Genomic DNA, 14,975 nt, shown 5'->3' on the forward strand with positions numbered 1-14,975 from the left:
TTAAAATTATACAAAGATTTGGCTATAATTTAGCATAAAATTTTTAGAGTGAGACTATGGATTTTTTCTTTGTAGAATACAGAGACCCTTTAGTTGGGCTTATTATTTTAAGTATTTTGGTTTTTGTTGTAGCTCTTGCAAATTATATTTGGAGAATATTTGCAAATAAAGATGAAGAACAAAAACTTGAAAAATTTATCAAAAAATTTGAAATGGATCATGTCCATAAAGAATTATTAAGAAATAGTAGTTTAAGCTTTGGAAATTTGAGTTTTTTAGCTGATATTTTTACTAAAAGCGGGGAATTTGAAAAAGCAACTCAAATTTATTTGATAGCTTTAGAAAAATGTAAAGATAAGCAAGAAAGAGAATTTATTTTCCTTGCTTTAGCAAAGGTTTATTTTAAAGCAGGATTTTTAGAACGTGCTAAAGAAGTTTTATTGCAAGCTTTAAAATTGCGTCCAAGAAATATACAAGCTTTAAAGCTTTTAAAAATAGTTTATTTAAAATTACGAGCTTATAAAGCAAATTTAGAACTTTTAGAATGTCTTTTTGAGCTTAATGAAAATGTACAAAAAGAATATGATTTTATTAAGGCTTTAGAATTTTGTAGTTTTAATATAAGTGATGAAGAAAAAAAGAAAAAACTTTTAGAATTAAAAGTGGTTGATAATTCTATGCTAGGACGTTTGATTTTTGAAAAATACGGTTTATTTTTAGGGCAAAATTTTTTTGATATTTATGATTTGCTTTATAAAGAAAATAAAGCATTTAATTTACAAGATCAAGATTTTTTGGAATTTTTTTATGCTTTGGGTAGGGTTAAACAAGATGCTAATTGTTTTACTTTTAAAAATTCTAACTTTAAAATGTTGAAGATTTTAAAAGATAATGCTTTTAATGCAAGTTTAGAATTTTCTTATCGTTGCGCTGAGTGTAAAAATATTATGCCTTTATTTTTTTATCATTGTCCTATTTGTTATGAGTTTAATACTTGTAAAATTATTTGTGAAGTGAAAAATAGTGAAACATGTTGAAATTTATACGGATGGATCTTGTCTTAATAACCCAGGTTTTGGAGGTTGGGCTTATATTTTATCTTATAAAAATTATAAAAAAGAAAGTTTTGGATCTGAGGTTAATACGACTAATAATAGAATGGAACTTGTTGCAATTATTGAATCTTTAAAGGCTTTAAAAGAACCTTGTAAGGTTTCAATTTTTACTGATTCTCATTTAATGGTTAAGAGTATTAATGAGTGGTTAGATGGTTGGATAAAAAAAGATTTTAAAGGTAAAAAAAATATAGATTTATGGAAAGAATACATTAAAGTGGCAAAATCTCATGAAATTAAAGCTTTTTGGATAAAAGCACATAATGGGCATTTAGAAAATGAAAGGTGTGATACTTTAGCGCGTGAAGCTGCTTTAAAAATTGCAAGGGAAAATAATGAAAAAAATTGAAAAATTAGAACAAAATTTAGCTTATAAATTTAAAGATAAAAACCTTCTTATTCACGCTTTAACACATAAAAGTTATAAAAAACCTTATAATAATGAACGTTTAGAATTTTTAGGTGATGCTGTTCTTGATTTGGTTGTAGGAGAATATCTCTTTCATAAATTTGCTAAAGATGCTGAAGGGGATTTATCTAAGCTTAGAGCAGCTTTAGTTAATGAAAAATCTTTTGCAAAAATTGCAAAGAGTTTGAATTTGGGAGATTTTATTTTTATGAGCATGGCTGAGGAAAATAATGGTGGGAAACAAAAACCTTCTATACTTTCTGATACTTTAGAGGCTATTATAGGAGCTATACATTTAGAATCAGGTTTTAATCGTGCAAAAAATATTGCTTTAAAGCTTATAGATAAGAATTTTCCACAAATTGATGCGAAAATTCTTATAAGAGATTATAAAACTAAATTACAAGAGCTTACTCAAGGTAAAATTGGACAAACCCCACAATATGAAACTATACGTGCTTTTGGTCCTGATCATTTAAAGCGTTTTGAAGTGGCTTTAATACTTGATGGTCAAGAGCTTGCAAGGGCTATTGCAGGAAGCAAAAAAGAAGCACAACAAATGACAGCAAAAATTGTGCTTGAGCAATTAGGAGCCTTATAATATGAATACTTTTGGTACAAGATTAAAATTTACAAGCTTTGGTGAATCTCATGGAGTTGGAATTGGGTGTGTTATTGATGGAATGCCTGCAGGAGTTAAATTTGATGAAGATTTTTTACAAAGTGAACTGGATAAACGTAAAGGTGGAACACGATTTAGCACCCCAAGAAAGGAAAGCGATAAGGCTCAAGTTTTAAGTGGAGTATTTCAAGGATATACTACAGGTCATCCTATAGCTATCATGGTTTTTAATGAAAATGCACATTCTAAAGATTATGATAATATAAAAGATTTATTCCGTCCTGCTCATGCTGATTTTACTTATTTTTATAAATATGGTTTAAGAGATCATAGGGGTGGAGGAAGATCAAGCGCTAGAGAAAGTATAGCTAGAGTGACTGGTGGTGCAGTTTGTGCTATGCTTTTAAACGAATTTGGTATTTGCGCTCAAAGTGGAGTTTTTGCAGTAGGCTCTTTGGTTTCAAATTTAAAAGAAGATGAATTTGATTTTGATTTTGCTAAAAAAAGTGAAATTTTTTGCCTTGATCCTAAATTAGAACAAGATTTTAAAAATGAAATTTTAAATGCCAGAAATTCTAAAGATAGTGTAGGAGCTGCAGTTTTTACTAGGGTTAGTGGTATGCCTATAGGACTTGGAGAAGTTCTTTATGATAAATTAGATTCTAAATTAGCTCATGCTTTAATGGGGATAAATGCCGTAAAAGCTGTAGAAATAGGTGAAGGGATAAATGCGAGTAAATTACGTGGTTTTGAAAATAATGATGCTTTAAAAGATGGAAAATTTTTAAGCAATCATAGTGGAGGTATTTTAGGAGGTATTTCAAATGGAGATGATTTGCTTTTAAAAACTTATTTTAAACCTACTCCTTCTATTTTTATTAAGCAAAAAAGTATGGATAAATTAGGAAATAATTTAGAATTTGAACTTAAAGGCAGGCATGATCCTTGTGTGGGGGTTAGAGGAAGTGTGGTTGTTAATGCTATGGTGCGTTTAGTTTTAGCTGATTGTTTGCTTTTAAATGCCAGTGCAAATTTAAAGAATTTAAAAAATGTTTATTATTATCAAAACTATTTCAAAAAATAGTTTTGATAATAATATTTTAAAAAAGATTTAATATCATACTATTTACTTACTAAAAACTTTTCTATGACTTTTTAATTTTGTTTTGAAAATTAAATAACAAATTAATATTTTATTTATTTTATAGTGTGTAAAAAAGAAATAAAATTAATTTTTTTTTATTTTTTGTTTGTAATTTAGTAAAAATTATTATATAAAATTACTGATTTAATAGTAAAATATATATGTAAATATAAAAGAGGAGGCTTTATATGAATTTCAATAAAGGAAAATTTGTTCGTTTATCGTTGAATTTAACGCTGCTTAGCGCTTTATTCCCGTGCGTCTTGTTATCTGCAGACTTAAGACAAAGAAATGGTAATGTTATTGTTTCAAAAAATACCAGCATTACACATTCTAGCAATGGTACAGACGTAATTAATGTTAATAATCCAAATAAAAATGGGGTTTCACACAATCAATTTGATGATTTTAATGTTCAAGATGGTGTGATTTTTAATAATAGTTTAATAGGTGGTAATTCACAAATTGGTGGTTGGGTTGATAAAAACCCTAATTTACAACAAAATGCTAATACTATAATCAATGAAATTATGAGTAAGCAAGCATCTGGGATCCATGGTAATATTGAGGTATTTGGAAAGAGTGCTAATTTAATTTTTGCTAATGAAAACGGTTTTAGTATTAATGGTGCGTCTTTTTTAAATACAACAGGAGTTACTTTTAGTACAGGTAAATTTAATGGAGATAATATTACAGATGTAGGAAGCAATGGCAAGATATCTATTGGAGATAAAGGTGTTGCAGTTGATGGGGATTATTTTAATGTGATTAGCCGTAGCATAGATATTGCCGGTAGTATAGCTCATTATCGACAGGGAAAAAATTTATCTAATATTAATTTTATAGCCGGGCTTAATAAGGTAGATTTAAGTAATCCTAATTTACCTAAAATTCTTGCTTCAAGACAAACAAATGATAAAATTGATTATGGTATAGATGGTAGAAATTTAGGTTCTATGTATGCTAATACTGTTACTCTTGTAAGTACTGAAGAAGGTGTTGGTGTAAGACATACTGGAGTTATAAGAGGGCTTAAAGATATTATTGTTAAAGTTAATGGTGATGCTCAGTTTCAAGCTCTTGGTGTAAATAGTGGAGGAAGTGTTGGTATAGATGCTAGAAATATTACAACATCTTTAATTGATGCAGATAATATGAATTTAAATGCCGATGGTAAAATTACTAATGAGGGCTTATATAGAGGTAAAAATATTAAAATCGATGCTAAAGATTTTGAAAATGCAAAAAAAGATACTTTAAGTAAAGAAACTAGAGATATTTTCAAAACAGATCAAGATGGATCAAAAATACTTGCTGAAAATTTAGATTTGCATACTACAGGCAAAATGTCTAACTTTGGTTCTATAAACACTTTAAAAGATCTTAGAATTACTACAGGAGGATTTGAAAATAAAGGTAAAATTTCATCTAATGAAGATGTATACTTAACTTTAAATAATGATGATTTTGTAAACCGCGGTCAGGTATTTAGTCAACATGATATTAAGGTGCAAGCTAACAAAGATTTAACTTTAAATGATGGTAATTTATTTGCTGATCATTTACTTAGTGTTAAAAGCTCCGGTGATTTAAATATCAATGGGAAACTTGAAAATTCTTCTTCAGTAGATCTTGAAGCTCAAAATATTTATAATAGAAATCTTGTTGCTAGTGGTAAAAATTTAAGTCTTCATGCTAGCAATAATATTATCAACAATGGTTATTTCTTTGCAGTTAATGATTTAATAGCAAAAGCTTTTCATATTGGAAATAATTCAACTTTTAATAGTTTAAATAATATGTATTTAAATGCTGAGGCTATTGATAATTATGGTTTGATTGTTGCTAGCAAAGACATTAATATTGAAACAATAGTTTTAACTAATAATGCAAGTTTAACAAGATCTCTTGATGCATCAAGCCAAAGAATTGAAGGTAATGGTTGGGCAAATTATGGTGATACAGCTTTTAAACGTTGGAATATGGATATTGGAATTGATATTTTAAAATATACTAATAATTTAGATAGTAAACAAGCTTCAATTCAAGCAGGTGGAAATATTAATATCAATGTTAATTCAAAAAATCAATCAGCGTTTATTTTCAACAGAGGAAAAATAATAGCTCAAGGTGATATTACAACTTTTGGAAATATAGATAATAAAACTTTAAGTCAGGATATGAGTGTAGAAGAAATTTTAGCTCGTATGAAACTTGATAAGCTTTTTGCTAAAGAATTTCTTGGATCTTGGAATACAAATTGGAAAGATTATTTAGCTAGAGGCGGTAATTTACTTAATGCTTTAAGATATTTTGCTACAGCTAATTTAAAAGATCATCAAAGAGAATCAGCTTGGAATGCTTTTAAAGATGCTGCTGCTCATAATGAAACTTTAAATTTATATTTTTCTTTATTGTTTGGCAGTGATTATGCTTCTAAGAGATTTATTCCAAAAGTTAGCGAATGGAATCATGATGCTAAGATAGTCTTTAAATCAAAATCTGAAGCTGTAATATCATCTAATGGAAAATTAAATGTAAATGCTAATGAATATGATCAAGGTTTGGTAAGTTCTTTTAATAAAAATTCTTCTTTAATCAAATCACAATTAAAAGATGAGCTTAATAAACAAGATTTACTCTCTACAATACCAGATATGGCTAATACAGGATTATTCCATTATACTAATAAAAAAGATGGAGAAATTACTTATCAGTATACTTCAAATCATGCTATAGTAGATCCTGATTATTATGGATTTAAAGATGTTGCAAAAGAATTTAAAAATAAAGATTCAGATACTAATAATGTTATAGGAGATTCTTTTTTCCAACATCAACTTCTTAAATCAATGTATGAAAAATATGGTCTTGGTGGGGTTTTAAGTGATGAGGATATTGAGCGTCTTCTTAAAAACGGTGCAGATTATGCTAATAAACATAATTTAAAATTAGGTCAAGGCTTGGGTAAAGATCAAGAAGTTGACAATGATATGATTATATTTGAAAAAGTTAATAGAGATGGAAAAGAAGTTTTAATTCCTAGATTTTATTTCTCTAAAAAAACTTTAGAAGATAATAAGCTTAGCTCAAATCTTTCTGGAAAAAATGGTGTTAATGTCAATACAAATTCATTTAATTCTTCACTAGGTAGTGTTGATTCAAAAGGTAAAGTTAATATCAATGCTAAAGATAAAGTTGATTTACACAGCACAAGTGTTAAAGGAGATGATGTTAATATCAATGCAGGAGAAGTAAATATAGATACTTTCTCAGGCATAGATGAAAAAGGTTCTCGTAATTCTATTGATAAGAGTGAAGTGAGTGCAAAAAATCATATTAATATTGATTCTGATAAGGATATTAATATTAAAAACAGTGATCTTGTTGGAGAAGCTGATGATTCTAAAATTGTCTTACATTCTAAAGATGGAAATATTAATATAACCAATGATTATTCTAATACTTCATCTTTTAAAAATACTGATACAAATAATGAAAAATCTAATACTTCTAAAACAACAGATGGAGTTTTAAGTTCAAATCTTAAAGCAGGGGATGTAGATATTATTTCTAATAAAGATGTTAATATACAAGGTAGCAATATAGATGCAAATAGTGAAATTAACATTAAAGGAAATAATGTTAATATAACAGATGCTCATGAAAAATCTAGTACTACTTTTGATGGAATATATTTTGGAACAGCATCTATTACTCATCAAAGCGGTAGTTCACAAAGTTCTAAATCAATTGGCAGTAAATTAAGCTCAAAAGGAGATATTAAAATTGATGCTAAAAAAGATATTAATATTGAAGGTTCTGATCTTAAAGCTCAAAAATCAGCAGATTTAGATGCAGAAAATATTAATATTAAAAATGGAGAAAATAAAGTTTCTTATTCTTTGGATTCTTCAAGTCTTAGTGCATTAGGATATAGATATGATTCTGTAAATAGTGATAGTACTTTAGCTTCTTCATCTAATGTTGAAGCAGGTAATTTAAATTTACATGCAAAAGATAAAGCAACTATTACAGGAAGCCATTTAGGTGGTGGAGATATTAATATACATGCTAATGGGGTTGATTTTAAAGCAGCACAAAATAAAACTCACACACAAAGCAATTCTTCTGCTATAGGATTTTTTGCTAATACTGACATAGGTTTAGGTGGATATGGAGTTGGTGCAAAATACAGCTTTACAGATGGAATATCAAGTGCTGGTAAAACTTATGATGATAATTTTAGAGGATCTAGTACCTTAGGTTCTTCTGAAGTTGGAATAGAATTTGCTAGAACTCAAAAAACAGAAAATGAAGTTTCTCATCTTTCTAGCTCAGTTACAGGATCAAATATCAATATTGATGCAGATGGTACTTTAGATATAGGTGGAGGTAACTTTGAAGCAGAGAAAGATATTAACTTAAAAGGTGGAGAGGTTATAAGCACTAAATATGAAGATAGCAAAACTGAGGATAGTTCAAGATTTGGTATTTATGTTAAAGAAAGACTTGAAGTGGGTGGCTTAGCAGTGTCTGCTCTTAATCAAGGTATTGCTACTCTTAGCAGCGATAGAGGTGTAAATCATGGGATACCAGTAGTTCAAGGTCTTGCTACTACTCTTGGTGTGCTTCATGATCATATCGCAGAAGCAAGTGCTGGTGAAAGCGTAGGTTTAGGATTTGAAAAAGAACATGAAAGAAGCTCTAAAGAAAATACTACCCATCTTAAAGCCGGGGGTAAATTAAATATAGAAAGCACTAAAGGAGATGTGACTTTAAATGGGGTTGATGCTAAAGCAGGTGAAATCAATATTAATGCAAAAGAAAATTTCACAGCTAATGCTTCAAAATCAAGCCATTCTTCTTCAAGTACTTCTTTTGAAATGGAAGTAGGCAAAAAAACAGTAGCAGGATATAATGTTTTTGATGGAGGAACTGTTGGAGGTGAAATTGAGTTTTCTGCTGGAGGATCACGTTCTAAAGAAGATGAAACTAAATATCATAATTCTCATTTTGATGGAAAAAATGTTAGTATTAAAACAGGAAAAGATGCTACTTTAAATGGAGCTAATGTTAAAGCTTCTAATGATGTTAATTTAGATATAGGTGGAGATTTAAATGTTAATTCTTTAAAAGATCAATCTCATTCAGATAAATATAGTGTTTCATTAGGCGGAACTGTAGAATTAGACTTATCATCAAATCATATTGTTTCGGGAGATTTTTCAGGCACAGTAGGAGTAGGATATGGTAAAAAAGATAGTCAAACTGTAGGAGAGCAAAGTGGCATTAGTGCAAAAAATGAGATTAAGGGTAATGTTAATGGAGATTTGTCTTTAGATGGCGGGGTTATTAATTCTGATACTCAAAAAGGCAATTTAAATGTTGGAGGAAAGGTTAAAGGATCTGATATTAAAGTTTATGAAAAAGGTGATGGGGCTCATGTTTCATTAACTGGAACATCAGACCATGTTTATAAAGCAAAAATTAATATAGATGATCATATTGATAAAACAGGTAGTGTTAATTCTGCAATCAATATTGATGTTAATGGTAAAAAAGATCATGGTTTAAGTCAAGATACTAAAGATACTCAACATATGCAAGATAATTCTTGGGATGGAGGAAATGTTAATATTGGTATCTTTACTCATAAAATTAAAGATGGAGTTAATAAATTTATTGATTCAGGTTCTGATGGTCATGGAGCAAATAATCATGGAGGAGCAAATAATCATGGAGGAGCAAATGCTGGAGCCCAAAATCCAAATGTTAATGGACCTCAAGCAAATAATCATGGAGGAGCAAATGCAAATGGAGCTCAAAATGGAGGTGCTGATAATGGACCTTATATCAATGAGACTACTCAAACTACAAGGTTATAAGTGAGAATTATTAAAATTGTATTTTTGTCTATGAGTTATATCTGCTTTTTACAAGCAGATGACTCAGCAAAAATGCTTAATTTGTTAGAAAAAAGACAACAACAAATCTATATAGAAAAAGAATTTGATGAATTAGCAAGAAAGCAACAAGAAGAAGATGAAATTATCTTAGAAAATCCCAATTTTGAAGATAAGTTTTATACTTTTGAACATATTCAATTTAAAAAAGAAGATGAACTTACAAAAAAAGCTGAAGTAATTTTGCAAAAATATCTTAATAAGGCTTTAAATATTAATGATATTTATAATATGATTAAAGAGCTTACTAATTTTATTGTTTCAAAGGGTTATTCTACTTCAGGTATAAGTATTGATAAAATAGATGAGAGCAATCATACTCTTTTACTTGATTTAAAATATGGCTTTGTTGGAGAAATATATCTTAATGGGGATAATAATGCTACAAAATTAGAGCTTGGTGTGCCTTTAAAAAAGGGAGATAAATTTAATATTTATGATTTAGATACAGGAATAGAAAATTTAAGCAATGCTGCTGAAAATGTTAAAATTTCTATAAAAGCTAGCCAAGATTATGATTATTCAGATATATTTATTGAAAGTGAACCAAATCCTATTGATATACTTATTGATTTTGATAATAGTGGAAGTAAAGATCAAGGAGAATATAAGACTAGCACTCAAGTTGTTTTGAAAAATCCATTTAATGTTAATGATTCTATGCAATTTGGTTTTATCCAAAGTTTATTAAAAGATATGGGAAAAGAACATAAAAATGTTTATTTGTTAAATTATCTTTTACCTTTGCAAACTTATGAATTTATTTATTCTTTACAATACAGTGATAATAAAAATTTGATTGAAGGTTATGGTAATTCTTACATAGTAAATAAAGATACAAGTTTAAGACATAAAATTACATTAAGGAAAATTTTACACCGTACTAATACGGATAAGTTTTCAATTTATGCTAATTTATCTATTAAAGATGATGTTAATGAAATTGATGATTTTGTTTTAAAAAGTTCAAGTGGTAGGTATTCTAGTATTGCTAGTGGTATTGAGTATTCAACTCTTGCATTTGATGGGTTTTTATTTTTAAATTTAGAATATGAAAAAGGGGTTCCATTTTTAGGATCTAAAAGAGATTCTATTAATTCTTTATATAAGGTAGAATTTAATAAGGTAAATTTTAATTCAAGTTATAAAAAGAATTTTTATTTTAATGATGATTTAGCCTTTTTATATCAGGGTAATATAGGGGGAAGTTATTCTAATGAACCCTTGCTATATGCAAATAAATTTTTAATAGGTGATGAATATACTGTTAGAGGATTTAAGGAAAGTTCAGCAGCACTTGATTATGGAGTATATGGAAATCATACTATATATTTACAATTTTTACACTTCCCAAAATATTTAAGAGCTTTACAACCTTTTATTGGTTTAGATTTGGGTTATGGTAGAGATTATCTTTTGCCTAATAAAGATTTTTTAGCAGGCATTGCTTTTGGATTTAGATACAATTTAGATTATTTATCTTTAAATTTTACTGCATCTAAGGCATTGCATAAATCTTCTAATATGCCAAGTGAAAGAATGCCTATTTACTTTAGAGCTTCGATGTTTTTTTAAGAAATAAAAAATTGACTTATGCTATTTTTATCTTCAAAGGCTATGCTTTGATAAGTTTTATTTTTAAAACTAAGTTCATAGCTTTTTCCTATTTCATGTTTAGTATAGCTTAAAGCGATTTTCATAGCAAGTTCTAAATCTTTTTCTGAAATTTTTTCATCTACTAAAGAATAAGCACCTATTAGATTTTTAAGTTCTATAACTTCATATTTTGGAGTTTTTAAATTTTTTAAAATAGCGTTTTCTAGTTCATTGCGCCCTATAATCATTTTAGCTCCATGAGGTAGTCTTAAGTGTCTACCGTATTTTAAAAGTTGTGCATCATTAACTTGCATGTCTTTATCAAATTCTATAAAGTCACGGATTTTTTTAGTGAAACTATCAAGAGTTAGTAAACAACCTCCTCCAGGGCTTTCAAAATCTTCTAAGCCAAATAATTTTGCAAGTTCAAGCTGTCTTTTGCGGCTTCTTCCACTGATATTTTCAAGTTTTTCTCTATCTACCCAACCTTCTCTTTCTGGCTTGCTTGGGGGCAATTTTTTTGCACACATGGGACGTAAGATTAAATCTTCTTGATCTAAAGCAAGTTTTTTAACTTTAACCATAGCATCGTTTCTTTGACTCATGGGTCTTTGTCCTAAAACTTCTCCTGTGATAATAAAGCTTGCTTTTTCTTCTTTTAACATAGAAAGTGCCGTTTTAAACATAAAAGCATGGCAATCTATACAAGGGTTGAAATGTTTTCCATAACCATATTGAGGGTTAAAAAGTACTTCTTGAAGATAAGAATTTCTTACATCTATCATTTCAAAATCAGCACCTACCATAGCCGCACGTTTTTTCATGATTTCACTTTTGTCACTTGTGCTTCCAAAACCTATATTAATATTTAAAGCTTTAACTTCTATGTTTTGTAAGGTGATAAGCTTCATGGCAAGCATGCTATCAAGCCCACCACTAAAAAGAGCTAATGCTTTCATTTCTCCCTTTCTATAATTAAAAATTATTTTTTATTTCAAAACTATAATTTTAACTAAAAATTTTTAAATAAGAATGAGTTCTTATTTAAAATCATTTTTTACCATAGGTAATAAAAATATATAAAAAGTTTTAAATTTAAAAATGTATTAGCTTAGATGGTATACTATAGGTAAAACTATTTTTAAATCTTTTTCATAAGAAGGGAAGAAAACTGAAGCTTTAAGTATACTTTTTAAAGCATTTTTGTCTAATAAATCATATCCTGAACTTTCAAGGATTTTAAGTTCTGCTAAGCTTTTATTTTTTTTCCATAAAAATTCTACTTTTACTATGCCTTGCATACGCATTTTTATAGCTTGTTTGGGATAAATTTGTACTTGTTGTATGGCTTGTTGAATTTCTTGCAAGATAGAAGTATTATCTTGCAAGATTTGATTTGTTTGTATATGTTTAGTTTTTAAAAAGGATATATCTTCTTTATTTACTTGCATGGTGTTTAAAGATGGTTTTTTTAGGTTTGTGTGTTTTTTTATTGCTTTGTTGGGATTAGAAGTTTTTTTTATTATTTGTTTTTGAGCTTGTTTTATGGTTGTTTGTGTGATTTTGTTTTCTTGGTTTTGATTGATTTGTATAAAATGTTTCATTGTTAAAGAAAAAGTGTTTTGATTTTTTATTTCTGTTTTAAAAAAATTATTAAGATGTAAAAAAATAAAAACTAAAGGCATGAAAATGAAAAAAGTGATATAAAAAGCTTGATATTTGTGGTTAAAAAATAAAGTTTTCATTATTTTTTCTCTGTAATAATTTGAAAATTTTCATGTTCTTTAGCTTTTAATAAATCTATAATTTTAATAAAGCTTTCAAATTTGGCATTTTTATCACTTTTTAATTCTACTAAGGTTTTTTTATCAAGTGAAGAAAGGACATTATTTATTTCATTTAAAGGACTTAAGGCATCATTAAGGTAGAATAAATTTTTTTCATCAATACTTATAAGCAGTTTTTTTTGTTCATTATTTATATTAGTAGCATTTTCGCTTAAAGGAAGATTGATTTTGATTTTTCCATATGCAATAAAACTTGAAATACTAAGCACTATAGCTAATAAAACAAGCATAATATCTATAAAAGGGATTATGTTTAAACCTTCATTTTTAGGTAATTTAAGCATTTTTGTATACCTTATAAGCATTGCTTAAAAGTGAAATTTTACGCAGTAAAGCATTATATGCTATAAGAGAAGGAATAGCTACTAAAAGTCCTAAAGCTGTCGCTTTTAATGCTAAAGATAAGCCTGTAACTATAGATTTTACCTCGATATTATCTGCTAAACCCATTTGGTAAAAGGTAATCATAATACCTATAACAGTCCCTAAAAGCCCTATATAAGGAGCATTAGAATAAATGATATATATTGGAGTTAAATTTTCACTAATAGCATCATCAAATTGTTCTTGATTATCATAATCTTTAAAATTAATATTTTTTAAGAAAAGTATTCTTTCAATAACACACCAAAGGGCTATAAATGCCATTATTCCAAGAATAATGAAGATAATTAAGTCTATATAATTTTTCAGAAATTCCATAATTTACTCCCAAAAATATGTAAATAAAAATTATACTATTTAAAAAATAAATTTATAATTAATATTAATTATCATAATCTTTTAATCTTTGGTATTTGTTATTTTTATAAGCTATAATTATTTTAATACAATTTTTTATAAAGGGTGGAAAATGACTACAGATTTAAATCGTAATTTTACTTCTTTTGTTCTTTTAGATAGTCTTGATTTTGATTTTATGGCACTAAAAAAGAGCTTAGAAGATAAATTAAATATAACAATAGCTGATGAGAATTTTAATGAAGAGGGGGTAATTTTTTATTATAAAAATATATTAATTACTTTAAATTTAATCAAAAATCGTATACCTAATGATGAAGCAGAGTATTATGCTAATTTTAATTTTATGTGGAAAGATGCTTTAGTACAAACTAAAAAACATCAAGCACATCTTCTTGTAGCTGTTTTAAGTCAAGATGAAAGTAAGATAGAACAAGCTAAGCTTTTTACTCAAATTGCAGCTTTGTGTTTAGAGGATAAACATGCTTTAGGTTTTTATACAGGTGCTGTTGTTTTAGAACCTCATTTTTATATAGAAAATGCAAAAATGTTAAATGATAATCGCTTACCTGTTTACAATTGGGTATATGTTAATGTTTATCCTGGAGAGAATGGGGTTAATGCTTATACTTCTGGGCTTAGAAATTTTAATAAATTAGAGCTTGAAGTTTGTGATGCAAAGATAAAAGAAAAAGAACTTTTCTTTTGTATTTATGATATTATTTTACATCTTTTAACTTATGATCTTAGTTTAAAAGATAAAGATATATTAAAATTTGAAGATGGTAAAAAGGTTAAATTTATTAAAAGTCAAGGTTTAAAGATTGAGCATGAAAGTTTAAAAATTATTTTTTAAATTCACATTTGCTTCACAGTATTTAGTTAAATTTTTATGGATAAAAGTAAGGAGGAATTAAATGAAATTAAAATTAAGTTTATGCGCTTTATTTAGTGCTATGGTGCTTTTTGCTAAAGATATGGTTATTCCCGCTAATGAACTTCCACAAAATGCTCAAGAATTTATTGCTAAAAATTTCCAAAACACTCAAATTGTTTTAGTGAAAAAAGATCTTGATTCTTATGAGGTGACTTTAAATGATGGGACAGAAATTGATTTTATGTTTAATGGAGAGTGGAAAGATCTCGATGGAAAACATAAAGCTTTACCTTATAGTATCTTACCTGTTGTTATGGAAAAAATAAGCAATACTGAACTTAGTTCCTATATTGTTGAACTGAGTAAAGAAGTAAATGGTTATAAATTTAAGTTTAATAATGGTATAAAAGTATATACAGATATGCAAGGTAATATTTTAAGAAAAAAACTAGATGATTGAAAATAGGATTGTAAAATTTTTTAAAGTATATATTCTTTAAAAAATTTTACTAATCTGTCTAAAATTTATACTTTATAAATTAAATTTAAATAATTTTATTTATAATATAAATATAAAATAAATAAAATTGAATTAAATATGATAAGCTAAATTATTATTTTTCTATTATAGTAATTTACTAAATGTAACATATTTTGA

Annotated in this window: 12 protein-coding genes; 8 read left to right on the forward strand and 4 right to left on the reverse strand. The window is 27.4% G+C overall.

The window, feature by feature from the left end:
- Window positions 1-56: 56 nt before the first annotated feature.
- The 6 genes from A2J15_RS06505 (at window position 57) to A2J15_RS06540 (ending at window position 10,831) form a co-directional block, all read left to right on the forward strand.
- The gene (locus tag A2J15_RS06505; protein ID WP_066779082.1) at window positions 57-1,037 is read left to right on the forward strand and encodes a tetratricopeptide repeat protein; all 981 of its coding nucleotides are present in this window, start codon (window positions 57-59) and stop codon (window positions 1,035-1,037) included.
- On the forward strand, window positions 1,024-1,464 hold the full coding sequence (gene rnhA / locus A2J15_RS06510; RefSeq protein WP_066779080.1) for a ribonuclease HI: 441 nt from the start codon (window positions 1,024-1,026) through the stop codon (window positions 1,462-1,464). Before A2J15_RS06505 ends, rnhA begins: the two co-directional genes overlap by 14 nt.
- On the forward strand, window positions 1,451-2,125 hold the full coding sequence (rnc, locus tag A2J15_RS06515; RefSeq protein WP_066779079.1) for a ribonuclease III: 675 nt from the start codon (window positions 1,451-1,453) through the stop codon (window positions 2,123-2,125). The genes rnhA and rnc overlap by 14 nt, the downstream gene beginning before the upstream one ends.
- 1 nt (window position 2,126) lies before the next feature.
- On the forward strand, window positions 2,127-3,230 hold the full coding sequence (aroC, locus tag A2J15_RS06520; RefSeq protein WP_066779077.1) for a chorismate synthase: 1,104 nt from the start codon (window positions 2,127-2,129) through the stop codon (window positions 3,228-3,230).
- Between the two features lie 248 nt (window positions 3,231-3,478).
- The gene (locus A2J15_RS07975; protein WP_066779073.1) at window positions 3,479-9,178 is read left to right on the forward strand and encodes a hemagglutinin repeat-containing protein; all 5,700 of its coding nucleotides are present in this window, start codon (window positions 3,479-3,481) and stop codon (window positions 9,176-9,178) included.
- A 30-nt stretch (window positions 9,179-9,208) separates the two neighbouring features.
- Window positions 9,209-10,831 carry a ShlB/FhaC/HecB family hemolysin secretion/activation protein gene (locus A2J15_RS06540; protein ID WP_152778859.1) on the forward strand — a complete coding sequence of 541 codons (1,623 nt, stop codon included), beginning with the start codon at window positions 9,209-9,211 and terminating at the stop codon, window positions 10,829-10,831.
- Here the strand turns inward: A2J15_RS06540 and A2J15_RS06545 are convergent.
- From A2J15_RS06545 to exbB, 4 genes are all read right to left on the reverse strand, one after another.
- Window positions 10,828-11,811: an MnmA/TRMU family protein gene (locus A2J15_RS06545; RefSeq protein ID WP_066779069.1), complete on the reverse strand. Its 984-nt coding sequence runs from the start codon at window positions 11,809-11,811 to the stop codon at window positions 10,828-10,830. The two genes, A2J15_RS06540 and A2J15_RS06545, sit on opposite strands and share 4 nt — an antisense overlap.
- A 147-nt stretch (window positions 11,812-11,958) precedes the next feature.
- Window positions 11,959-12,597, reverse strand: coding sequence for an energy transducer TonB (locus A2J15_RS06550; RefSeq protein WP_066779067.1), 639 nt, complete (start codon window positions 12,595-12,597; stop codon window positions 11,959-11,961).
- On the reverse strand, window positions 12,597-12,983 hold the full coding sequence (gene exbD, locus A2J15_RS06555; protein WP_066779060.1) for a TonB system transport protein ExbD: 387 nt from the start codon (window positions 12,981-12,983) through the stop codon (window positions 12,597-12,599). Before exbD ends, A2J15_RS06550 begins: the two co-directional genes overlap by 1 nt.
- Window positions 12,976-13,401 (reverse strand): TonB-system energizer ExbB, encoded by a 426-nt coding sequence (gene exbB, locus A2J15_RS06560; RefSeq protein WP_066779057.1) that lies wholly within the window; start codon window positions 13,399-13,401, stop codon window positions 12,976-12,978. The genes exbD and exbB overlap by 8 nt, the downstream gene beginning before the upstream one ends.
- Window positions 13,402-13,552: 151 nt before the next feature.
- On the opposite strand from exbB, the gene A2J15_RS06565 reads away from it, so the two are divergent.
- Together A2J15_RS06565 and A2J15_RS06570 are read left to right on the forward strand one after the other, a co-directional pair.
- On the forward strand, window positions 13,553-14,296 hold the full coding sequence (locus tag A2J15_RS06565; RefSeq protein ID WP_066779054.1) for a DUF4261 domain-containing protein: 744 nt from the start codon (window positions 13,553-13,555) through the stop codon (window positions 14,294-14,296).
- 61 nt (window positions 14,297-14,357) lie between these two features.
- Window positions 14,358-14,777, forward strand: a complete 420-nt coding sequence (locus tag A2J15_RS06570) for a PepSY-like domain-containing protein (protein WP_066779048.1) — start codon at window positions 14,358-14,360, stop codon at window positions 14,775-14,777.
- The last annotated feature ends 198 nt before the right edge of the window (window positions 14,778-14,975 follow it).

Origin of the sequence: Campylobacter hepaticus, assembly GCF_001687475.2 — a bacterium.
Taxonomy (GTDB): Bacteria; Campylobacterota; Campylobacteria; order Campylobacterales; family Campylobacteraceae; genus Campylobacter_D; species Campylobacter_D hepaticus.